This window comes from Citrobacter amalonaticus (genome assembly GCF_002918555.1).
Lineage (GTDB): Bacteria > Pseudomonadota > Gammaproteobacteria > Enterobacterales > Enterobacteriaceae > Citrobacter_C > Citrobacter_C amalonaticus_A.
Window position 1 is genome coordinate 1,061,591 of record NZ_PQMB01000001.1, and the last position, 21,041, is coordinate 1,082,631.

The following is a 21,041-nucleotide window of genomic DNA, read 5'->3' on the forward strand; positions in this document are numbered from 1 at the left end:
CGCCGGCTCCGGCATGATGGTGAGTATCCAAATCAGGCCTGATAAACCCGGCCGAAAGTATCAGGACGTTTCACCAGAAGAGGTTTCAACGCGAACCAGACCAGGCGGGAGAGCAACGTTGAGAATGACCGGCTGCCAGGCCTCACGTTCAGCAAGTTTACGCGAATATCCTCGCGCAATCAGGAATCCGCCCACGCCCCCAAGCACGGCACCGCTTAACGCAGCAAGGTCGGAACCAAACAGCACCTGAAACAGCGAAGCGATGATGAACAGTCCCGCCAGCGGCGACATGTAGACCAGCATCGCCGAACCCAGCAAACTGCCCTCAGCAATACCCAACTCAACTTTTTGCCCAGGGATGAGTGGTTCATCGCTCGGCACCACGATCGTGTGGGTGGTTTGCGGACCCAGCTTGTTCAGCACCCGGCTGCCGCAGCCAGCCCGGGATGCGCAGCTGCTGCATGAGGCTTTCACGTCGCAGCTGACCATCGCCTGACCATTCTGCCAGGAGACCACCGTCGCCCACTCTTTAATCATTGCGCCGCTCCGAACTTGATATTGTCCGCAATGCGCTTGGCGGTCTGCGGCGGCAGTTCGCCGACAATAGTGATCTCAACGTTGTCACGCACGCTGGTGCTGACCGTTCTGCGACCGGTGCGCAGTATTTGATCGGTGCTGGCCTGCGTTGCACGGTTGATGTTGACTGAGAAGCTGAACAGCCCGTCAGAGTAGAGGCGTGATTCGACAGGCAGGTTGTCCATTGTAGGTAACGGACGACGGCTGCTGGAGACCTCGCTAAAACCTTGCGGCAGCCAGGACGGACTCCAGTTGAATTTGCTTTTCTCGCCTGCAGGCACGGAGAGTAGCGGCGGCAGGCTCGCCTTCGCCAGCGTCTGCATGCTGTTACCCACATCCTGATTTATCGTAAAAGCGATCACCCGGAACTGTTCCAGCGTTTCGCCATCGCGATCAAGGAGATCCACACGCATCGGCAACCTGGTTTCAGTATCCATCCACACGATGTAGCTGTAACGAGTTCCGTCACGCGCCACAACGCGGATCACTTCACACAAGCGGTCTGCAATACGGGTTCTGCCCACCGAGATAAAATCGTAATACGGAGCAAGGCGCTTGAAATCGGCATAGATGAGAGATGGCAGGGAATCAACGATGTAGTCGCCATTCAGGGTGAACGGTTCGAGTCCCGGTTCAAAATAGCTGATTTCATTACCACGCTGTACCACTTCCCGGCGTGGGCCATCCATTTGCAACAATTGCGCAAGCGGACGGTTATCCAGGCGAGCATGGCGATAGCGAAGAGATTCAACGCCTTGTTTATTGATGCTGACGAAAGACAGCTCGTAAGTAAGTGACTGGCTGGCCAGATTCATCTGCTGCAATAACGCCCCGGACGCAGGATTGGCCGAGGCGTTAACAGAGAAGAACAGGCTACCCGCCACAAGTGACATGGCAAACCAAAGTTGCTTCATTACTGCGATTGCGTTCCTAAAGTTTGAATTCCTGGCACCTGTACAGCGGCTTGCTGTGTTTGCGCCTGCTCAAACTGAAGCTGTTCGGAGTGCAGTCGACGTTGCAGTTCGTAATCCTGCAACATGGCGTTAATGCGACGACGCTGCTCCTGTACCTGCTGCTGTTGCCCGTTACTTGCCGTGGCGTCAGAAGGTACTCCCAGGCTCACCGGACTGGCTTTACCCATCATCGGTAAGGTGTTGAATACCGGTGTTTCAGGCTGCCGGGACGTTTCAGATTGTCCATTATAGTGCTGGACGCCAACAATAACTGCAAGCGATACGCACGCCGCCACGCCCATTTGGGTCAGCTGCGCCGCCCACGGACGCACTTTCTTCCAGAACGGCATCTTCTGCCACTGGTGCGGTGCTGGCTGGGCTTCAGGAATCAACGGCACCGTATGGCGTACTGGCTCATCTTCAATGGCGGCCATTACGCGAGCGGAAATATCAAAATGGAGCACGTCAGGCGTATCACCGCGCATAGAATCGCGGATCAAATGATACCCTTCCCAGGTTTTTTGCATTTCCGGGTCATGAGCCAGTTCATTGAACAGCTCACTATCCAGCGTTTCACCATCCATTAAAGCGGAAAGTTTTTCTTTCTGCATGCCTAATACCTTTTCCAGTATCCCGCTATCGTCAACGCCTGATAAGCGGTTGAACTTTATTATCAATAGCTTCCCTCGCTCGGAAGATACGTGAACGCACCGTACCCACCGGACAATCCATGATAGCCGCTATCTCTTCATAGCTTAGACCATCAAGCTCCCGCAAGGTTATTGCCATGCGTAAATCTTCCGGGAGGGACTCAATAGTTCGGAAAACTATCTGTCTCAGTTCTTCTGACAACATTAAGTTCTCAGGGTTCGAAATTTCTTTCAGCGCACCGCCACTTTCGAAGTTTTCTGCTTCAATCGCATCCACATCACTGGAAGGTGGACGACGCCCCTGAGCAACCAGGTAATTTTTCGCGGTATTGACCGCAATACGATACAGCCAGGTATAGAAAGCGCTATCTCCCCGGAACGAGTCCAGCGCACGATAGGCTTTAATAAACGATTCTTGCACCACATCGGGAACGTCACCCGACGGCACATAGCGGGAAACCAGACTCGCCACTTTATGCTGGTAGCGCACTACCAGTAAGTTGAAGGCTTTCTGATCTCCCTTCTGGACCCGTTCAACCAGGACCTGGTCCGTTAACTGCTCGCTCATCCGAGGTAAAGTCTCCCCAAACCAAATTTCCACGCGCTATCGAAACGCCACTCCATTAGCTGCACTACGAGCAAGCAACTGGTTAGAGTGTCTGGTTTTCGTAAAGTTCCGTCGCGCATCTGTTTTTGTTTGTCATGTTTGTAGACCGGTTTTATATCTCATTATATACCCTAAATAATTCGAGTTGCAGGAAGGCGGCGACACAGCGAATCCCCGGGAGCGTACACGAGTACGTGACTGGGGTGAGTGAGGAAAGCCAACACACCTGCAACTTGAAGTATGACGGGTATAAGTCTACAGAATCTGAACAACGCACTATCTATTTAGAAATGCCCATTTAACCGCCTGAAGAGTAACCCAACGGCCTTTTTATTTCATCACATAATCGGACGCTAACAATCTGCTACACAAAATATTTTCCTTCTTTTATATCCCGTATCGCTCAATCGCGATGTTTAGCCATTGCGACACCAACAAAAATAAATGGTGCTTAATCGCACAATACGGTGCTATGCTCGTCATACCGTGTTTAGTAAATTAAACAAAGCTCATGAATACCACTCCTGAACTGTCTTGTGACGTGTTGATCATTGGTAGCGGCGCTGCCGGACTCTCTCTTGCGCTGCGCCTGGCCGAAAAACATCAGGTCATTGTCCTGAGTAAAGGCCCCGTCAGCGAAGGTTCCACCTTCTACGCTCAGGGCGGCATTGCCGCCGTTTTTGATGAAACCGACAGTATTGACTCTCATGTTGAAGACACGCTGATTGCTGGTGCCGGAATCTGCGATCGTCATGCGGTTGAGTTCGTCGCCAGTAACGCCCGCTCCTGCGTACAGTGGCTTATCGATCAGGGCGTGCTGTTTGATACCCACGTCCAGCCCAACGGTGAAGAGGGCTACCACCTTACCCGTGAAGGAGGGCACAGCCATCGTCGTATTTTGCATGCCGCCGACGCGACGGGTAAAGAAGTTGAAACCACGCTGGTCAGCCAGGCGCAAAATCATCCCAATATTCAGGTGCTGGAACGCAGCAATGCCGTTGATTTAATCATCTCCGATAAAATCGGCCTGCCGGGAACGCGCCGGGTCGTCGGGGCATGGATCTGGAACCGCAACAAAGAGGCGGTCGAAACCTGCCATGCTAAATCGGTGGTACTGGCGACCGGCGGCGCGTCGAAGGTGTATCAGTACACGACGAATCCGGATATCTCTTCAGGTGACGGAATCGCCATGGCCTGGCGCGCAGGATGTCGCGTAGCCAACCTCGAATTTAACCAGTTCCACCCAACCGCGTTGTATCACCCGCAGGCGCGTAACTTTTTGCTCACCGAAGCGCTGCGCGGTGAAGGCGCGCACCTCAAACGCCCGGACGGCACGCGCTTTATGCCCGATTTTGACCAGCGCGGCGAACTGGCCCCGCGTGATATCGTCGCCCGCGCTATCGACCATGAAATGAAACGCCTTGGCGCGGACTGTATGTTCCTCGACATCAGCCATAAGCCGGAAGCGTTTATCCGCCAGCATTTCCCGATGATTTATGAAAAACTGCTGGGGCTGGGGATCGACCTCACGAAAGAACCGGTTCCCATTGTTCCTGCCGCGCACTACACCTGCGGTGGCGTTATGGTCGATGATTTTGGCCGTACCGATGTTGACGGGCTGTATGCTATCGGTGAAGTGAGCTATACCGGGCTGCACGGCGCGAACCGGATGGCTTCGAACTCGTTGCTGGAGTGCCTGGTTTATGGCTGGTCAGCGGCAGAAGATATAGACCGACGAATGCCTTACGCCCGCAGCGTCGCGACGCTGCCCGAGTGGGATGAAAGCCGGGTAGAGAATCCGGATGAACTGGTCGTGATTCAGCATAACTGGCACGAGCTGCGCCTGTTTATGTGGGACTATGTCGGAATTGTGCGCACCACCAAACGACTGGAGCGCGCCTTGCGTCGTATCACCATGCTCCAGCAGGAGATCGATGAGTATTACGCTAATTTTCGCGTGTCGAATAACCTGCTGGAATTGCGCAATCTGGTACAGGTTGCCGAACTGATCGTGCGCTGTGCAATGATGCGCAAAGAGAGTCGCGGCCTGCACTATACGCTGGACTATCCCGACCTGCTTACGGCGTCCGGCCCGTCAGTTCTCTCGCCGTTAAGCACTCACATAAACAGATAAAACGCCTGGGTCAGCGCCGTGTAACCTTCAGAGTAACGCTGGTCTGGCCCACGAATCACCAGTCTGTCGCTAAAACACTCCCCGGCCTGTGGGGAGAAAGCCAGCAATACCCGATGCGGTAAGCGCGCTTCGGTTTCCGCAACATCCGTCCGCAAGCGTAAATGCCAGCCCATGCTTAACGCCTGCTGCGTGAAGGTATGACCAACCTGTTCTGGCAGCACAACGCACAAAAACCCCTCTTCCGTAATGCATTCCGTCGCGCAGGCCAGCAACGTTTGATGATCAAGCGTTGTGGTATAACGAGCCTGCTCGCGCTGTGGCGTGGCACACTCCACTCCCTGCTCATAGTAAGGGGGATTGCTAATGATCAAATCAAAACGCACCGTTTGCCTGGGGATCCACTGTTGAATATCTTCTGTATGCACCTTCACGCGTTGTGGCCATGGCGACTGGGCGATATTTTCCTGAGCCTGGGCAGCGGCGTCGCTGTCCAGCTCAACGGCATCAATAATGACCTGTTCATCAGTACGTTGCGCCAGCATCAGGGCCAGCAGCCCACTGCCTGCGCCGATATCAAGAATTCGCTTTACACCCGCCACCGGCGCCCATGCGCCAAGTAAAATGCCATCTGTCCCCACTTTCATCGCACAGCGATCGTGCGCCACAAAAAACCGTTTAAACGTAAATCCATTACGACGAAGGACAGATGTAGACTGGGACATGAAAAAATAACCTTGCAGGAAAAACGGCGACAGAGCCACGTGAAAACAATACCTGAGAAGCGATATCCATACAAACAGATGAAGATTGCCGCCGTAACGTCTATAATCAGCGCCCCACACAGAGGTAGAACATGACTGTAACGACTTTTTCCGAACTTGAACTCGACGAAAGCCTGCTGGATGCCCTCCAGAGTAAAGGTTTCACTCGCCCGACCGCCATTCAGGCTGCCGCTATTCCGCCTGCGCTCGATGGCCGTGATGTACTCGGTTCTGCGCCGACAGGCACCGGTAAAACGGCGGCATATCTGCTGCCAGCGTTGCAGCACCTGCTCGACTTCCCGCGTAAGAAATCCGGTCCGCCGCGTATTTTGATCCTCACGCCGACTCGCGAACTGGCGATGCAGGTTGCCGATCACGCGCGTGAACTGGCGAAACACACTCATCTGGATATTGCCACCATTACCGGCGGCGTCGCGTACATGAACCATGCGGAAGTGTTCAGCGAAAACCAGGATATCGTCGTCGCTACTACCGGGCGTCTGCTGCAATATATTAAAGAAGAGAACTTTGACTGCCGCGCGGTAGAAACGCTGATTCTCGATGAAGCCGACCGCATGCTGGATATGGGCTTCGCCCAGGATATCGAACACATCGCCGGTGAAACCCGCTGGCGTAAGCAGACGATGCTGTTCTCAGCCACGCTGGAAGGCGATGCGATCAAAGATTTTGCCGATCGCCTGCTGGAAGATCCGGTTGAGGTTTCTGCGAATCCTTCCACGCGTGAGCGGAAGAAGATTCACCAGTGGTACTACCGCGCCGATAATTTCGAACATAAAGTCGCGCTGTTAAAGCACCTGCTGAAACAGGAAGATGCGACCCGCACTATTGTGTTTGTGCGTAAGCGTGAGCGCGTACACGAGCTGGCAGAAATGCTGCGCTCGGCCGGCATCAATAACTGCTATCTCGAAGGCGAAATGCCGCAGATCAAACGTAACGAAGGCATTAAGCGTCTCACCGATGGCCGCGTTAACGTACTGGTTGCCACTGACGTTGCGGCGCGCGGGATCGATATTCCCGATGTAAGCCACGTCATTAACTTCGACATGCCGCGCAGTGGAGATACCTACCTGCACCGCATCGGTCGTACGGGTCGTGCGGGGCGCAAAGGTATTGCCCTTTCGCTGGTCGAAGCACACGATCACCTGCTGCTGCTGAAAGTCGGCCGCTACATCGAAGAACCACTGAAGCCGCGCGTCATTGATGAGCTTCGCCCAACGACACGTGCGCCAAGCGACAAGATGACCGGGAAACCGTCGAAGAAAGCGCTGGCCAAACGCGAAGAGAAGAAAAAAGAGAAAGATAAGCCACGCGTGAAGAAACGCCACCGCGACACCAAAAATATTGGGAAACGTCGCAAGCCGCGCGGGACGGACGCAACAGCGCAGAATACCGAAGAATAAGGCAAACGCCGGGAAAACCTCCCGGCGTTTTCATCTTTACGGGTAAGGGAAACCTGCCATGAAGAAAAAAGAGTTTGTTACTCAGGATCTGCTTAGCAAAATCTACCAGCAACACAGCGACGGGCTGCGCAAACTGCCTCCGGAACGCCAGCTGGCACAGGAGTATGGCGTGTCGCGCTTTACCATCCGTCAGGCGCTGGAGAAGCTCGCCAGCATCGGTGTGGTACGCATTGTGCAGGGTTCCGGCATCTGGATAAACGAACAAACCCGTAGTAACCCGCTGGTTTACAACTCGATCACTGAAAAGCGCTTTGATCAAATGCGCTACCGAATGATTAGCCTGCATAAGAAACGCCCGGACCGGGAAGATCAGCAGATTTTCGATCTCACCGACGACGACTTTGTATGGCAGTTTTGCCGCCTGCGCTTCGTCGATGAGGTCGCCACACAGATTGAGATCTCCCGAATGCCCGCCGCCATGTTCAGCGATCTCAACCAGCAGGCGATCGAACACTCGCTACAGCAGTACGTACTGACAAAGGGCTATCCGATCTCCCATCTGCTGACCAGCTACCGGGCGATCGGCGTGAGCCGTGAGCAGGCAACGCTCCTGGGCTGCAAAAAAGGCATCCCGGCGATGCATATCAATAACCGCGGGATCCTCGACGGCGGTCGGGTCTATGAGATTAGCGACATCATTGATATCAACTACTCCTGCACCTACGTGATCCCACACAACCGCGACAACCTCGCCTTTCGCCAGCTGCCGCCAGGTTGATTCAGGGTGTGTGCATCGTACCGTCAGGCAGACGGCTCTGCGTCCATTCGTGCTGACGATACGTTACCGGATATGCCAGCGCCATCTGTTCGTCAAAGCCGACGCCAATGCCTGGCATGATTGGCGGATAGATAAAGCCGTTTCTCACCTGCGGAGCACCAGGGAAGATGGCATCAGTGGTGGCGGATCGCGGAATAAATTCCTGGATAGCGGCATTGTGCAGATGGATGTTCAGATGGGTATTCACCGCCACGCCGATGGGTGTCATGTCCCCCGGACCGTGCCAGGCCAGACGAACGCCAAAGGCCTGGCACAGCACCGCCAGCTTCAGCGCTGGGGTGATGCCGCCAATCTGCGAAACATGGCAGCGGATAAAATCAATCTGTCGGTTAACGATTAAATCGTGCCACTCCGCCGGGTTGTTAAACAGCTCGCCCATCGCCAGCGGCACGCTGCTCTGCTGGCGAATCTGCGCCAGCCACGGGCTTTGCTGCGGCGGCAGAATATCTTCGATAAACCATGGCTGATAAGGCTCCAGCTGTTTCGCTAACTGTAGCGCCTGCTGTGGAAACAGCCGCTCGTGGACATCATGCAGGATGTGAAAACGGTGGCCGTAACGCACGCGCAGCAAGTGGAACATCTCCACTGTATTACGCACATATTCGTCCTGATCGAACCAGGCGCCAGGCGTTGGGTTATCCGGGGTATGCATTTCCCGTGGCGTACCACCATAAAAACCCAACTGGCAGCGAATGTGGCGATAGCCCTGCTCCAGCAGGGCATCAACGGAGGCAAACAATTCATCCGTCGTCTCGCCGCTGGCATGGGTATAAGCGGCAATGGCGTCGCGGGATTTGCCGCCCAGTAGCTGATACAGCGGCATACCGGCGAGCTGCGCTTTGATATCCCACAGCGCCATATCCACGCCGGAGATAGCGTTATTCATTAGCGGGCCGTTGCGCCAGTAGGCATTGACGTTCATCATCTGCCAGAGATCTTCAATGTTGTTCGCATCGCGGCCAATCAGCAACGGCTGCAAATATTCATCCACCAGTGTCTTCACCGCCAGCGGGCGCTGCTGGAAGGTCGCGCAGCCCAGGCCCACCGTTCCGTTGTTGGTCGTCACCCGTACCGTCACCAGATTATGGCGGTCCGGACGGGTGATAAAACACTCAATAGCAGTAATCAGCGTAGGCTTCACAGAAGGCTCCCAGGAGAGAATAAAAATAAAATCCTTATTATCTTCACTCTATTTTCAAGTCCCGGTAAACCTTTTTATTAAATAATTTTTTTGGTCTGCAAACAGAGCCATTTATATTTAAAAAACGGACCAATTCATATAAAACCAACCAAACAGCGCCGTACCAACCGGAAATTGTGATTATCATCATATTTTATTGGTTTGTTTTTATTGAATTGCTTACTTACCATTCAGCGGGAAAAGAAAACAACAAACTCACCGCAGGAGCCGTTATGGGGACGCAAGAAGCTATCAGCAGAATTATTCGTCTGGTAGGTGGTCAGAAGAATATAAATAAAGTCTGGCACTGTATGACCCGGCTACGCTTTGATTTGATTGACGATAACAAAGTGGCACTGGATGAGATTAAGAAATTACCCGGTGTATTGGGCGCGCAGCGACAAAGCGATCAGTTTCAGATAATCATCGGTCCGAAGGTCAACAGCTGGTATGAGCTGCTGCGGGATACCTTAGGCACCGACAGCCAGGCGGCCAGCAGCGGTAAAAGCAAAGAACGCAAAAGCCTGGTATCAATGTTTATGGATACCGTATCCGGCGTATTTGGCCCAATCGTTCCGGCCATTGCGGGCGCCGGGATGATCAAAGGTTTGCTGGCGGGACTTATTGCGCTCAAACTGGTGTCGCCGAAGAGCGATACCGTAATGATCATCGATCTTATCGCCAGCGGCGTGTTCCATTTCCTGCCGTTTTTCCTTGCGGTTTCAGCAGCGAAAATCTTTAAAACCAACGAGTATCTGGCCGCCACTATTGCCGCCTGCCTGATGTACCCGACGCTTATTGACGCGGCAAAAGCGCTGGCAGCGCATCAGGCCGACGCCGCCTCCGCCCTGTGGCTGCTCAACGCCATTCCGGTTTCGGTCTTCAACTATGCCTCCAGCGTGATCCCGGTAATTTTCTCCATTCTGGCGCTGAAATACATCCATCAGGGGGTCGACAAGATCATGCCGGAGGTGCTGAAAACCGTCTTTACGCCGACGCTGACGCTGTTCCTCGCCGCGCTGGCGGCACTGGTGGTGATTGGTCCCACCGGTATCTGGCTGGGCAAAATGCTGGCATGGCTTATTGAGGGACTGTTTGGCGTGTCGGCGAGCTTTGCGGGGTTGATTGTCGGCGCGATTCGTCCGGTAGCAGTCCTCACCGGGATGCACCATGCCATGACGCCTGTCGCGCTGCAAAACTTCAGCGACCGCGGCTACGACATGCTGATGCCAATGATGTTTATGGCCAACATGGCCATCGCCGGGGCAACCTTTGCTATCTGGCGGCTGAACAAAGAAAATCGCACGGTGACGCTGTCTGCCGCTATCTCCGCACTGCTGGGGATTACCGAGCCGGCACTGTTCGGCGTGCTGACGCGCTACAAAAAAGCGTTTATCGCGGCCACCGTTGCCAGTTCACTGGCTTCAGCGTTTATCGCTTTCTTTGGCGTGCGCCTGTATGGCTATATTCTATCGAGCATTTTCAGCCTGCCCGCCTATATTGGCCCCTGGTTTATCTTCGCGATTTCCGGCGTAGCCATCGCGCTGGTTCTCTCCTTCACGCTGACCACTATTCTGGTGGGTCGCGAGCAGGAAAAGTAAAAAAAATCCCCCCACAGATACCCTGTGGGGGGATTACTTCCCTGGTGCCGGAAAAAGCCCGGCGCACTCATTTTTCAGCCTGAGAAATTACAGGCTTTCGGTAAAGGTACGAGCAATAACGTCGCGCTGCTGTTCCGGCGTCAGTGAGTTAAAGCGCACCGCGTAACCAGAAACACGGATAGTCAGCTGCGGATATTTTTCCGGATGCTTAACAGCATCTTCCAGCGTTTCACGACGCAGAACGTTAACGTTCAGATGCTGACCACCTTCCACGCGAACTTCCGGTTTCACTTCCATCGGGATTTCACGATATTCGATGTCACCCAGTTTGTTTACTGCGACAACTTCATCTTCAGCAAAACCGGCTTTCGCCACGATGCAGCGTGCTTCGCCTTTTTCGCTGTCCAGCAGCCAGAAAGAGTTCAGCAGATCGTCGTTAGCGGCTTTAGTAATCTGGATACCTGTAATCATGTAATGCCTCCCCGGCAAATTTATTTGATGATCATGACTGGCCTGAGCATGGCCAATTGGTAAAACCATTGTTGCTTGAGTGTATATATACCCCTCAAACACCCTTGATTCTTTGATTTAAATCAATAAAAACCACACCACAAAGAGGGTGATGAGTGGATTTTATTGTTTTACATCAACTTACGCCCTGTGCGGCACTAAACTTTTTACATACAATTTCAACTCTCGTTAAGGTGTTGCTCTCTTTGTGACACGCAGCGTTTTGCGCCATAGAAAGAAGCAGTTAAGCTATGTGAATTGAAAATTCGCAGGAGAGCGAGATGGCCACCGAATTAACCTGGCATGACGTGCTGGCTGATGAGAAGCAGCAGCCCTACTTTGTTAACACACTTCACACTGTTGCCGGAGAGCGTCAGTCCGGGATGACAATCTATCCGCCACAAAAAGATGTGTTTAACGCTTTTCGCTTCACTGAGCTGGGCGATGTTAAAGTAGTGATTCTGGGGCAGGACCCTTATCACGGGCCTGGTCAGGCGCACGGGCTGGCGTTTTCTGTTCGTCCGGGCATTGCCACGCCGCCCTCGTTACTGAATATGTATAAAGAGCTTGAAGGGTCAGTACCTGGTTTTACCCGCCCTGCTCACGGCTATCTTGAAAGCTGGGCGCGCCAGGGTGTGCTGTTGCTCAATACGGTGCTGACGGTACGTGCGGGCCAGGCGCATTCGCACGCCAGCCTGGGCTGGGAAACGTTTACGGATAAAGTGATTAGCCTGATTAACGAACACCGTGAAGGCGTTGTCTTTCTGCTCTGGGGCTCACATGCGCAGAAGAAAGGGGCGATTATCGATAAGCAGCGTCATCATGTGCTGAAAGCGCCACATCCGTCACCGCTGTCGGCCCATCGCGGCTTCTTTGGCTGTAACCATTTTGTCCTCGCCAACCAGTGGCTGGAACAGCATGGCGAAACCCCCGTCAACTGGATGCCGGTATTACCAGCTGAAAGCGAGTAAAACAATGCCAGCGATTCGCTGGCATTTTGCTTACTGACAATTTATCTGCCCTGTTTTGCCGGATGGCGTCGCAAGCGACTTATCTGGCCAGGGAAACGCAATTGTTTGCGCCGATCAAATAGTTCAGGCTTTATTCTGGCGCCACCATTCTGCAAGCAGCACTCCGGTCTCCACCGAAACGTTGAGGTTTTCAACCTTTCCTGTGCCGTCGATCTTCACGCACAGATCGTTCGGATCGCGTGCGGCATCCGGCAGGCCATCCAGTTCCTGACCCAGCACCAGCACCATTTTTGCCGGTAGCGCCGTGTTGAACAGCGGCTTACCGCGATCGCTGGAGGTCGTGACAACGGTGTAACCCGCCTGGCGGAAATCATCCAGTACATCCACAATGCTGTCACCGGTAATCGGCTGAACGTGTTCCGCGCCACCTTCGGCAGTACGAATCGCCGCGCCGGATTCCAGCAGCGCCGCATCCTGCACCACGACCCCTTTCACACCAAAGTGCGCACAGCTACGCATCATACCGCCAAGGTTGTGCGGGTTAGAAACGTCTTCCAGCGCCAGAACGCAGTCCTGCTCCGCCGCCTGATTTACCCACTGCTTAACCGTTGTGCCGTTACGCTTTTTGATCAGGAAGCAAACGCCGCCATGATGTTCCGTGCCGGAGGCTTTCGCCAGTTCGGCTTCATCAACAACATGGTACGCTTTGCGGTTTGCCGCCATCCAGCGTAATGCTTCTTTAAAACGTGGGGTAACGCTCTGAATAAACCATGCGCGAACAATCGCGTCCGGACGGCTCTGGAACAGGGCCTGGCAGGCATTCTCACCGTAAACGCGCGTCTCTTCCGCACGCTGACGACGAATGATCTCCGGGTCGATAAAGCTTTTACCGCTGATCCCGCCGTGATCGGCTTTCTCTGACGTTTCATCACCCGGCGCGCGGGAAACGGTACGCCACGGAGAGTCTTCACGCTTACGGTCACGGCTCTGAGTGTTTCGTTCATCGCGGGCGGGGCGACGGCCACCGTCTGCACGAGACTTTCCTGGACGTCCTCCCCCTTTCCCGGTACGCGGGTTCTGGGTACGTTTATCAGAATCATCATCACTGCGGACATACATCACTTTGACCTTGCCGCTTTTGTTTTTCAATTCATCGTTCATGCTTTTCTCCACCAGCGCTGCGCGAAGCGCGCAGATTACCCGATGTGTCTCCGGTTAGCCATTATTTCATTTAAAAGCTTACGACTATTGTACTCATTGAATAAAACGCATTGTTGTTTAAAACAGTCTCACCGATAATAAGTAACATATTGGAAACATATTGGCAGGGTTGCCGGGAATTCCATCCATTCATCCAGAGGTTAGATATGAATACCGTTTGTACCAGCTGCCAGGCCATCAACCGCATCCCTGACGACAGGGTTGAAGATGCGGCAAAATGCGGACGCTGTGGTCACGACCTGTTTGATGGGGAGGTGATTAATGCGACCGGTGACACGCTGGATAAATTACTGAAAGACGATCTCCCTGTCGTCATCGATTTCTGGGCTCCCTGGTGCGGACCGTGCCGTAACTTTGCCCCTATTTTCGAAGATGTTGCCGAAGAGCGTAGCGGCAAAGTGCGCTTTATAAAAGTCAATACGGAAGCAGAGCGTGAGCTAAGCGCCCGCTTTGGCATCCGCAGCATTCCGACCATCATGATTTTAAAAGAGGGTCAGATTGTCGATATGCTCAACGGTGCGGTACCCAAAGCGCCGTTTGATAGCTGGCTGAACGAATCACTGTAATCTTCACGGGGCGCATCTTGTGCCCCGTTTTCACCTCTGCGACAATAGCGTTTTTCAACGCACTCTTCCATGACTGATAACGCTGTTCTTCGACTCCGCGCCGAGCGCCTCGCGCGCGCCACGCGTCCTTTTCTCGCCAGAGGCAACCGCATTCTTCGCTGCCAGCGCTGTTTGCTACCGCAGAAACTCTGCCTGTGCGATACGCTCATTCCCTCACACGCAACGAGCCGTTTTTGCCTGGTGATGTTTGATACCGAGCCAATGAAACCCAGCAATACAGGTCGGCTGATTGCGGATATTTTGCCGGATACCACGGCCTTCCAGTGGTCACGAACCGAACCACCGCAGGCGCTGCTTGCTCTGGTGCAAAATCCAGATTATCAGCCGATGGTGGTATTCCCGGCCTCCTATGCGGGTGAAGAACGAGAGGTCATTTACACGCCAGTGTCAGGTAAACCGCCGCTGTTTATCATGCTTGATGGAACCTGGCCGGAGGCGCGAAAAATGTTCCGTAAGAGTCCCTATCTTGACAACCTGCCGGTGATCTCTGTCGACCTGTCGCGCCTTTCAGCTTATCACCTGCGCGAAGTCCATGCCGAAGGGCAGTATTGTACTGCCGAAGTCGCCATCGCCTTGCTCGATCTGGCTGGTGATACCGACGCGGCAAACGCGTTAGGCGAACACTTTACTCGTTTTAAAACACGCTACCTGGCAGGAAAAACACAACATCAGGGAAGCGTCACAGCAGATCCGGCAGAAAGCGTTTAAAATCATTCGGTCACTTCTGCGTAAGGGAAACCGATATGAGTCAGCGAGGACTGGAAGCGCTACTGCGACCAAAATCGATAGCGGTAATTGGCGCGTCGATGAAGCCCAATCGTGCGGGTTATCTGATGATGCGTAACCTCCTGGCAGGAGGCTTCAATGGACCGGTCTTACCGGTAACCCCCGCCTGGAAAGCCGTATTAGGCGTTCTTGCCTGGCCAGATGTCTCCAGCCTGCCCTTTACGCCTGACCTTGCCGTACTCTGTACCAACGCCAGTCGTAATCTGGCACTGCTGGAAGCGCTGGGAGAAAAAGGCTGCAAAACCTGCATTATTCTTTCGGCCCCGGCCTCTCAGCACGACGCACTGTTAGCCTGCGCTGCACGTTACAAGATGCGCCTGCTCGGCCCTAACAGCCTAGGGCTACTCGCCCCCTGGCAGGGACTCAATGCCAGCTTTTCACCGGTTCCCATTAAACGTGGCAAACTGGCGTTTATCTCTCAGTCCGCCGCGGTATCCAATACGATCCTCGACTGGGCGCAGCAGCGGGAAATGGGCTTCTCTTACTTTATCGCCCTTGGCGATAGTCTTGATATTGATGTCGACGAGCTGCTCGATTATCTGGCTCGTGACAGTAAGACCAGCGCGATCCTGCTCTATCTTGAACATTTAAGCGATGCACGCCGCTTTGTCTCCGCCGCACGAAGCGCCTCGCGCAATAAACCTATTCTGGTGATTAAAAGTGGTCGTAGCCCGGCAGCGCAGCGTTTACTCCATACCAGCGCCGGGATGGATCCCGCGTGGGACGCCGCCATTCAGCGTGCCGGTTTGCTGCGCGTGCAGGATACCCACGAGCTTTTCTCCGCAGTTGAGACCCTCAGCCATATGCGCCCTTTACGCGGAGACAGGCTGATGATCATCAGTAACGGTGCCGCACCTGCCGCGCTGGCGCTGGATGAGCTTTGGTCACACAACGGTAAGCTGGCTACGCTGAGCGAAGAGACCAGCAAGAGGCTGCGCGAAGCGCTCCCCGACCATGTTGAGATCGCTAACCCACTGGATCTGCGTGATGACGCCAGCATCGGGCATTTCAATAAGACGCTGGATATCCTGCTCGCCAGTCAGGATTTTGACGCCCTGATGGTAATTCACTCCCCGAGTGCCACTGCGCCAGCTACCGAATGCGCCCAGGCGCTGATTGAAACGGTGAAGCATCACCCGCGGGGTAAATTTGTCTCGTTACTGACGAACTGGTGCGGGGAGTTTTCCTCGCAGGAGGCGCGCAGACTGTTCAGCGAAGCCGGACTGCCAACTTATCGAACGCCCGAAGGCACGATTACCGCCTTTATGCATATGGTGGAATACCGCCGTAACCAGAAGCAGTTACGGGAAACCCCGACGCTGCCCGACAGTCTGACGGCCAATACCAGCGAAGCGCACCACCTTATACAACAGGCAATTGCCGATGGTGCAACCTCGCTGGATACCCATGAGGTTCAGCCGATTCTTCAGGCTTACGGTCTGCACACGCTCCCCACCTGGATTGCCAGCGACAGTGCAGAAGCCGTACACATCGCCGAGCAGATCGGATACCCGGTTGCTCTGAAACTCCGCTCCCCTGATATTCCGCATAAATCGGAAGTTCAGGGAGTTATGCTTTACCTGCGCACGGCCAGTGAGGTTCAACAGGCAGCCAACGCGATTTTCGATCGCGTTAAAATGACCTGGCCACAGGCACGGATCCACGGCTTACTGGTACAAAGCATGGCCAACCGTGCGGGTGCGCAAGAACTGCGGGTGGTGGTCGAGCACGATCCCGTTTTCGGCCCGCTGATTATGCTGGGCGAAGGCGGTGTCGAATGGCGTCCAGAAGAACAGGCAGTCGTGGCGTTGCCACCGCTGAATATGAATCTGGCGCGCTATTTGGTGATCCAGGGGATTAAGAATAAAAAAATCCGCGGCCGGAGTGCGCTGCGCCCGCTGGATGTAGCCGGTCTGAGCCAGTTACTGGTGCAGGTCTCGAACCTGATTGTCGATTGCCCGGAAATTCAGCGTCTGGATATCCACCCGCTGCTGGCCTCGGCTGGCGAGTTTACGGCGCTGGATGTGACGCTGGACATCGCTCCGTTCATCGGCGATAACGAAAGCCGCCTGGCTGTCCGTCCTTACCCTCAGCATCTGGAAGAGTGGGTCGAGCTAAAAGACGGTGAACGTTGCCTGTTCCGTCCAATCCTCCCTGAAGATGAACCCCATCTCCAGCAGTTCATCTCACTGGTGACCAAAGAAGATCTCTATTATCGTTATTTCAGTGAGATCAATGAATTTACCCATGAAGATTTAGCCAATATGACGCAGATCGACTACGATCGGGAAATGGCATTCGTCGCTGTCCGACGCGTTGAGCAAAGCGAAGAGATCCTTGGCGTAACGCGCGCGATCTCCGACCCGGATAACATTGATGCTGAGTTTGCCGTACTGGTTCGCTCAGATCTCAAAGGGTTAGGATTAGGACGTCGATTGATGGAAAAATTGATTACTTATACACGCGATCACGGATTGCAACGTCTGAATGGCATTACGATGCCAAACAACCGCGGCATGGTGGCGCTGGCGCGTAAGCTCGGGTTTAGCGTCGATATCCAGCTCGAGGAGGGGATCGTTGGGCTGACGCTGGATCTGTCCCAACGCGAGGAATCGTAAGTAAGGTACTGGAAATGTTGACCACTTTAATCGGGACTGGTGTTATCATTGCTCGCTTATGTCGTCTGCATAGCACAGAGGACCCTTCAATGAACAGAGAAGAAATGCACTGTGATGTTGTCAAAATTTAAGCGTAATAAACATCAACAACACCTTGCCCAACTACCTAAGATTTCTCAATCAGTTGATGATGTCGATTTCTTTTATGCTCCCGCTAATTTCAGGGAGACTCTGCTGGAGAAAATAGCCAGCGCGAAGCACCGCATTTGCATCATCGCCCTATACCTTGAGCAGGACGACGGTGGCAAAGGCATACTTAACGCGCTCTACGAGGCTAAGCGGCAGCGTCCTGAGTTGGATGTCCGGGTGCTTGTCGACTGGCATCGTGCACAACGCGGACGTATTGGCGCAGCAGCATCCAACACCAATGCCGACTGGTATTGCCGGATGGCCCATGAAAACCCAGGTGTGGACGTTCCGGTCTATGGCGTCCCCATTAACACTCGTGAGGCGCTTGGCGTTCTGCACTTTAAAGGCTTTATCATTGATGATAGCGTTCTTTACAGCGGGGCCAGCCTGAACGATGTCTATCTGCATCAGCATGATAAATATCGCTATGACCGTTACCAGCTCATCCGCAACGCGAAGATGGCGGACATCATGTTTGAGTGGGTTACCCAAAACCTGATGAACGGTCGCGGCGTTAATCGTCTGGATAACACACAACGCCCGAAAAGCCCGGAAATCAAAAATGACATCCGCTTGTACCGTCAGGAATTGCGCGATGCGGCCTACCATTTCCAGGGCGACGCAGACAACGAGCAGCTGTCCGTTACGCCGTTAGTCGGTCTGGGAAAATCCAGCCTGCTTAATAAAACTATTTTTCACCTTATGCCCTGCGCAGAGCATAAGCTCACTATCTGTACTCCCTATTTCAACCTGCCTGCACTGTTAGTGAGAAATATCATTCAACTGCTGCGCGAAGGGAAAAAGGTAGAGATCATTGTTGGCGATAAGACCGCGAACGATTTTTATATTCCGGAAGATGAACCGTTCAAGATCATCGGGGCGCTGCCTTATCTTTATGAGATAAACCTGCGCCGCTTCCTGAGCCGTCTGCAGTATTACGTCAATACCGATCAGCTGGTTGTTCGCCTGTGGAAAGATGATGACAATACCTATCATCTGAAGGGCATGTGGGTTGATGATAAGTGGATGCTGATCACCGGCAATAACCTTAATCCTCGCGCCTGGCGCCTGGATCTGGAAAATGCTATTTTGATCCACGATCCAAAAGGTGAGCTGACAGATCAGAGAGAGAAAGAGCTGGCACTGATCCGCACGCATACCACCGTAGTGAAGCATTACCGCGATTTACAGAGCATTGCCGATTATCCGGTGAAAGTTCGCAAACTCATCCGCCGCTTACGTCGTATTCGAATCGACAGGCTAATCAGCCGCATTCTGTAACTAAAACCCCGTCCAGTACGGGGTTTTTCTTTGGAGGTACCGGTGCGCACTTTGCTTCTTTTCTCAGCGTTAGCTCTTTCAGGCTGTAGCCATATGGCGAATGACCGCTGGAGCGGTCAGGATAAAGCCCAGCATTTTATCGCTTCTGCCATGCTGTCAGCGGCAGGAAATGAGTATGCCTACCATCAGGGGATGAGTCGGGATCGCAGCGCCGCTTTCGGGTTGATGTTTTCCATCAGTCTCGGCGCATCGAAAGAGTTCTGGGACAGCCGCCCCGCAGGGAGCGGCTGGAGCTGGAAAGATTTTGCCTGGGATGTCGCTGGCGCAACGACCGGCTATGCCGTCTGGCAAATGGCACATTACTAGAGACGCAACCCTTTACCTTTACGATGCAGCATCAACGAAACCAGGAACGCCAGCACCGACATCGCGGTGACATACCAGAAGAATGAGCTCTCCATACCGACGGATTTCAGTGACAGCGCCACGTATTCCGCAGAACCGCCAAACAGCGCATTTGCTACCGCGTAAGAAAGGCCAACCCCCAGTGCGCGGACCTGTGCCGGAAACATTTCCGCCTTCAGGATCCCGCTGATTGAGGTATAGAAACTGACGATTAATAAGGCGCACATCACCAGACCAAATGCAGCGTAAGGTGAAGTCACATTCTGTAGCGCGGACAAAATCGGTACGGTGAAAAGTGTCGCCAGCGCACCAAAACAGAGCATGGAGGTCCTTCTGCCTATTTTATCTGACAGCGCGCCAAACAGAGGCTGTACGAGCATATACGCAAACAGTGCCGCAGTCATAACCCCACTGGCGACGTTAGCGTGCATACCTGCGGTATTGACCAGATATTTCTGCATGTAAGTGGTAAAGGTATAAAAACACAGCGAACCCGCCGCAGTGAAACCCAATACCATCACGAACGCTTTGCGGTTACGCCATAACCCTTTCAGTGAACCTGCCTCTTTTAGCGCACGTGTCTCTTGCTTAGACGTTTCATCCAGTTGACGTCGCAACCAGAGCGCCACCACTGCCAGCACAGCCCCCAGCGCAAACGGAATACGCCATCCCCACGCCCTCAGAGCAGAATCTTCTAACGTCTGTTGCAGGACCACCACAACCAGCAGAGCCAGTAATTGTCCGCCAATTAATGTGACATACTGGAATGAGGCATAGAACCCTTTACGTCCCTCAACAGCAACCTCACTCATATAGGTTGCGCTGGTGCCATATTCCCCCCCTACGGATAACCCCTGAAACAGGCGGGCCAGCAGTAACAAAGCCGGAGCCCAGGTGCCGATAGTGTCATAACCCGGCAAGCAGGCAATAACTAACGATCCCAGACACATCATGCAAACGGACAGTAGCATCGATTTCTTACGGCCATGTTTATCTGCAATCCGACCAAACAGCCAACCACCAATTGGACGCATCAGGAAGCCAGCAGCAAATACCCCGGCGGTCTGTAACAACTGAGTGGTGGTATTTCCTGAAGGGAAAAAGATGTGTGCAAAATAGAGAGAACAGAAAGAGTAAACATAGAAATCAAACCACTCGACCAGATTCCCGGACGACGCGCCAACTATTGCCCATACGCGTCGACGGGTGTCACTGCCTGTCAACGACTCGTTCGCCGTTACACTGCTATCAGCCATTAGAATTGTACTCCTGCCATGCTCTCAGCCCGAGCCTGTCTGTTGTGTTTTTTGTATTTTCCAGTAAACCAAATGTTATATAATTGTTATATATAATTGTGTGACAGGGGTCGAGGTTTTAATTAGCAGAGGAACGATTTCGGATTATACGGAGGAGTAAAAACGCAAAAAGGCCATCCTGACGGATGGCCTTTTTACTTGTTTGATGCCTGGCAGTTCCCTACTCTCGCATGGGGAGACCCCACACTACCATCGGCGCTACGGCGTTTCACTTCTGAGTTCGGCATGGGGTCAGGTGGGACCACCGCGCTGTTGCCGCCAGGCAAATTCTGTCTGTCAACACGCATTCCTGCGCATCAACTAATCTGTATCAAACTGAATATTGTTTCTGTCTCTCATCCGCCAAAACATCTTCGGCGTTGTAAGGTTAAGCCTCACGGTTCATTAGTACCGGTTA

Annotated in this window: 20 protein-coding genes and 1 rRNA gene; 10 read left to right on the forward strand and 11 right to left on the reverse strand. The window is 53.5% G+C overall.

Annotated elements, in window-relative coordinates:
- Positions 1–60: 60 nt before the first annotated feature.
- The 5 genes from rseC to rseD are packed head-to-tail and all read right to left on the reverse strand — an operon-like array spanning position 61 to position 2,866.
- Positions 61–537, reverse strand: coding sequence for a SoxR-reducing system protein RseC (gene rseC, locus C3432_RS05250; protein WP_103775583.1), 477 nt, complete (start codon positions 535–537; stop codon positions 61–63).
- Complete coding sequence (gene rseB / locus C3432_RS05255) at positions 534–1,490, reverse strand: sigma-E factor regulatory protein RseB (protein ID WP_103775584.1); 957 nt, start codon at positions 1,488–1,490, stop codon at positions 534–536. Before rseB ends, rseC begins: the two co-directional genes overlap by 4 nt.
- Positions 1,490–2,140 carry an anti-sigma-E factor RseA gene (gene rseA, locus C3432_RS05260; RefSeq protein ID WP_103775585.1) on the reverse strand — a complete coding sequence of 217 codons (651 nt, stop codon included), beginning with the start codon at positions 2,138–2,140 and terminating at the stop codon, positions 1,490–1,492. Before rseA ends, rseB begins: the two co-directional genes overlap by 1 nt.
- Positions 2,141–2,171: 31 nt before the next feature.
- A complete protein-coding gene (gene rpoE, locus C3432_RS05265; protein ID WP_000003307.1) occupies positions 2,172–2,747 on the reverse strand; it encodes an RNA polymerase sigma factor RpoE in 576 nt (191 codons plus the stop codon).
- Positions 2,744–2,866 carry a rpoE leader peptide RseD gene (gene rseD, locus C3432_RS27395; RefSeq protein WP_146050910.1) on the reverse strand — a complete coding sequence of 41 codons (123 nt, stop codon included), beginning with the start codon at positions 2,864–2,866 and terminating at the stop codon, positions 2,744–2,746. The genes rpoE and rseD overlap by 4 nt, the downstream gene beginning before the upstream one ends.
- Positions 2,867–3,297: 431 nt before the next feature.
- Here rseD and nadB point away from each other — a divergent pair, with 431 nt between their 5' ends.
- The gene (gene nadB / locus C3432_RS05270; RefSeq protein WP_103775586.1) at positions 3,298–4,920 is read left to right on the forward strand and encodes an L-aspartate oxidase; all 1,623 of its coding nucleotides are present in this window, start codon (positions 3,298–3,300) and stop codon (positions 4,918–4,920) included.
- Here the strand turns inward: nadB and trmN are convergent.
- Positions 4,905–5,642 (reverse strand): tRNA(1)(Val) (adenine(37)-N(6))-methyltransferase TrmN, encoded by a 738-nt coding sequence (trmN, locus tag C3432_RS05275; RefSeq protein ID WP_103775644.1) that lies wholly within the window; start codon positions 5,640–5,642, stop codon positions 4,905–4,907. The two genes, nadB and trmN, sit on opposite strands and share 16 nt — an antisense overlap.
- A gap of 131 nt (positions 5,643–5,773) precedes the next feature.
- Here trmN and srmB point away from each other — a divergent pair, with 131 nt between their 5' ends.
- Both srmB and C3432_RS05285 read left to right on the forward strand, forming a co-directional pair.
- On the forward strand, positions 5,774–7,102 hold the full coding sequence (srmB, locus tag C3432_RS05280; RefSeq protein WP_103775587.1) for an ATP-dependent RNA helicase SrmB: 1,329 nt from the start codon (positions 5,774–5,776) through the stop codon (positions 7,100–7,102).
- A gap of 58 nt (positions 7,103–7,160) precedes the next feature.
- On the forward strand, positions 7,161–7,880 hold the full coding sequence (locus C3432_RS05285; protein ID WP_103775588.1) for a GntR family transcriptional regulator: 720 nt from the start codon (positions 7,161–7,163) through the stop codon (positions 7,878–7,880).
- A gap of 1 nt (position 7,881) precedes the next feature.
- On the opposite strand, the gene C3432_RS05290 is transcribed toward C3432_RS05285, so the two are convergent.
- Positions 7,882–9,081: an enolase C-terminal domain-like protein gene (locus tag C3432_RS05290; RefSeq protein WP_103775589.1), complete on the reverse strand. Its 1,200-nt coding sequence runs from the start codon at positions 9,079–9,081 to the stop codon at positions 7,882–7,884.
- Between the two features lie 272 nt (positions 9,082–9,353).
- Between C3432_RS05290 and C3432_RS05295 the strand changes: the two genes are divergently transcribed.
- On the forward strand, positions 9,354–10,721 hold the full coding sequence (locus tag C3432_RS05295) for a PTS transporter subunit EIIC (protein WP_103775590.1): 1,368 nt from the start codon (positions 9,354–9,356) through the stop codon (positions 10,719–10,721).
- Between the two features lie 87 nt (positions 10,722–10,808).
- Here C3432_RS05295 and grcA read toward each other — a convergent pair whose 3' ends face one another.
- Positions 10,809–11,192, reverse strand: a complete 384-nt coding sequence (gene grcA, locus C3432_RS05300) for an autonomous glycyl radical cofactor GrcA (RefSeq protein ID WP_042291706.1) — start codon at positions 11,190–11,192, stop codon at positions 10,809–10,811.
- Positions 11,193–11,512: 320 nt separating this feature from the next.
- On the opposite strand from grcA, the gene ung reads away from it, so the two are divergent.
- Positions 11,513–12,202 carry a uracil-DNA glycosylase gene (ung, locus tag C3432_RS05305; RefSeq protein WP_103775591.1) on the forward strand — a complete coding sequence of 230 codons (690 nt, stop codon included), beginning with the start codon at positions 11,513–11,515 and terminating at the stop codon, positions 12,200–12,202.
- A 123-nt stretch (positions 12,203–12,325) separates the two neighbouring features.
- On the opposite strand, the gene C3432_RS05310 is transcribed toward ung, so the two are convergent.
- Complete coding sequence (locus tag C3432_RS05310) at positions 12,326–13,363, reverse strand: tRNA/rRNA methyltransferase (RefSeq protein WP_103775592.1); 1,038 nt, start codon at positions 13,361–13,363, stop codon at positions 12,326–12,328.
- A 206-nt stretch (positions 13,364–13,569) separates the two neighbouring features.
- Between C3432_RS05310 and trxC the strand changes: the two genes are divergently transcribed.
- From trxC to C3432_RS05340, 5 genes are all read left to right on the forward strand, one after another.
- The gene (gene trxC / locus C3432_RS05320) at positions 13,570–13,989 is read left to right on the forward strand and encodes a thioredoxin TrxC (RefSeq protein WP_103775593.1); all 420 of its coding nucleotides are present in this window, start codon (positions 13,570–13,572) and stop codon (positions 13,987–13,989) included.
- A gap of 69 nt (positions 13,990–14,058) precedes the next feature.
- Positions 14,059–14,757, forward strand: coding sequence for a tRNA-uridine aminocarboxypropyltransferase (tapT, locus tag C3432_RS05325; protein WP_103775594.1), 699 nt, complete (start codon positions 14,059–14,061; stop codon positions 14,755–14,757).
- A 35-nt stretch (positions 14,758–14,792) separates the two neighbouring features.
- The gene (locus C3432_RS05330) at positions 14,793–17,453 is read left to right on the forward strand and encodes a bifunctional acetate--CoA ligase family protein/GNAT family N-acetyltransferase (RefSeq protein ID WP_103775595.1); all 2,661 of its coding nucleotides are present in this window, start codon (positions 14,793–14,795) and stop codon (positions 17,451–17,453) included.
- A gap of 114 nt (positions 17,454–17,567) precedes the next feature.
- Positions 17,568–18,923 (forward strand): CDP-diacylglycerol--serine O-phosphatidyltransferase, encoded by a 1,356-nt coding sequence (pssA, locus tag C3432_RS05335; protein ID WP_103775596.1) that lies wholly within the window; start codon positions 17,568–17,570, stop codon positions 18,921–18,923.
- A gap of 42 nt (positions 18,924–18,965) precedes the next feature.
- Positions 18,966–19,289, forward strand: coding sequence for a YfiM family lipoprotein (locus C3432_RS05340; RefSeq protein ID WP_103775645.1), 324 nt, complete (start codon positions 18,966–18,968; stop codon positions 19,287–19,289).
- Here C3432_RS05340 and C3432_RS05345 read toward each other — a convergent pair.
- Together C3432_RS05345 and rrf are read right to left on the reverse strand one after the other, a co-directional pair.
- Positions 19,286–20,584 carry an MFS transporter gene (locus C3432_RS05345; protein ID WP_103775597.1) on the reverse strand — a complete coding sequence of 433 codons (1,299 nt, stop codon included), beginning with the start codon at positions 20,582–20,584 and terminating at the stop codon, positions 19,286–19,288. The two genes, C3432_RS05340 and C3432_RS05345, sit on opposite strands and share 4 nt — an antisense overlap.
- A 207-nt stretch (positions 20,585–20,791) precedes the next feature.
- Positions 20,792–20,907, reverse strand: a 5S ribosomal RNA gene (gene rrf / locus C3432_RS05350).
- Positions 20,908–21,041 lie beyond the last annotated feature (134 nt).

Coding starts and splice junctions, on each gene's coding strand:
- rseC (WP_103775583.1), bottom strand. CDS start 537: ATGATTAAAGAGTGGGCGACGGTGGTCTCCTGGCAGAATGGTCAGGCG.
- rseB (WP_103775584.1), bottom strand. CDS start 1,490: ATGAAGCAACTTTGGTTTGCCATGTCACTTGTGGCGGGTAGCCTGTTC.
- rseA (WP_103775585.1), bottom strand. CDS start 2,140: ATGCAGAAAGAAAAACTTTCCGCTTTAATGGATGGTGAAACGCTGGAT.
- rpoE (WP_000003307.1), bottom strand. CDS start 2,747: ATGAGCGAGCAGTTAACGGACCAGGTCCTGGTTGAACGGGTCCAGAAG.
- rseD (WP_146050910.1), bottom strand. CDS start 2,866: ATGCGCGACGGAACTTTACGAAAACCAGACACTCTAACCAGTTGCTTG.
- nadB (WP_103775586.1), top strand. CDS start 3,298: ATGAATACCACTCCTGAACTGTCTTGTGACGTGTTGATCATTGGTAGC.
- trmN (WP_103775644.1), bottom strand. CDS start 5,642: ATGTCCCAGTCTACATCTGTCCTTCGTCGTAATGGATTTACGTTTAAA.
- srmB (WP_103775587.1), top strand. CDS start 5,774: ATGACTGTAACGACTTTTTCCGAACTTGAACTCGACGAAAGCCTGCTG.
- C3432_RS05285 (WP_103775588.1), top strand. CDS start 7,161: ATGAAGAAAAAAGAGTTTGTTACTCAGGATCTGCTTAGCAAAATCTAC.
- C3432_RS05295 (WP_103775590.1), top strand. CDS start 9,354: ATGGGGACGCAAGAAGCTATCAGCAGAATTATTCGTCTGGTAGGTGGT.
- grcA (WP_042291706.1), bottom strand. CDS start 11,192: ATGATTACAGGTATCCAGATTACTAAAGCCGCTAACGACGATCTGCTG.
- ung (WP_103775591.1), top strand. CDS start 11,513: ATGGCCACCGAATTAACCTGGCATGACGTGCTGGCTGATGAGAAGCAG.
- C3432_RS05310 (WP_103775592.1), bottom strand. CDS start 13,363: ATGAACGATGAATTGAAAAACAAAAGCGGCAAGGTCAAAGTGATGTAT.
- trxC (WP_103775593.1), top strand. CDS start 13,570: ATGAATACCGTTTGTACCAGCTGCCAGGCCATCAACCGCATCCCTGAC.
- tapT (WP_103775594.1), top strand. CDS start 14,059: ATGACTGATAACGCTGTTCTTCGACTCCGCGCCGAGCGCCTCGCGCGC.
- C3432_RS05330 (WP_103775595.1), top strand. CDS start 14,793: ATGAGTCAGCGAGGACTGGAAGCGCTACTGCGACCAAAATCGATAGCG.
- pssA (WP_103775596.1), top strand. CDS start 17,568: ATGTTGTCAAAATTTAAGCGTAATAAACATCAACAACACCTTGCCCAA.
- C3432_RS05345 (WP_103775597.1), bottom strand. CDS start 20,584: ATGGCTGATAGCAGTGTAACGGCGAACGAGTCGTTGACAGGCAGTGAC.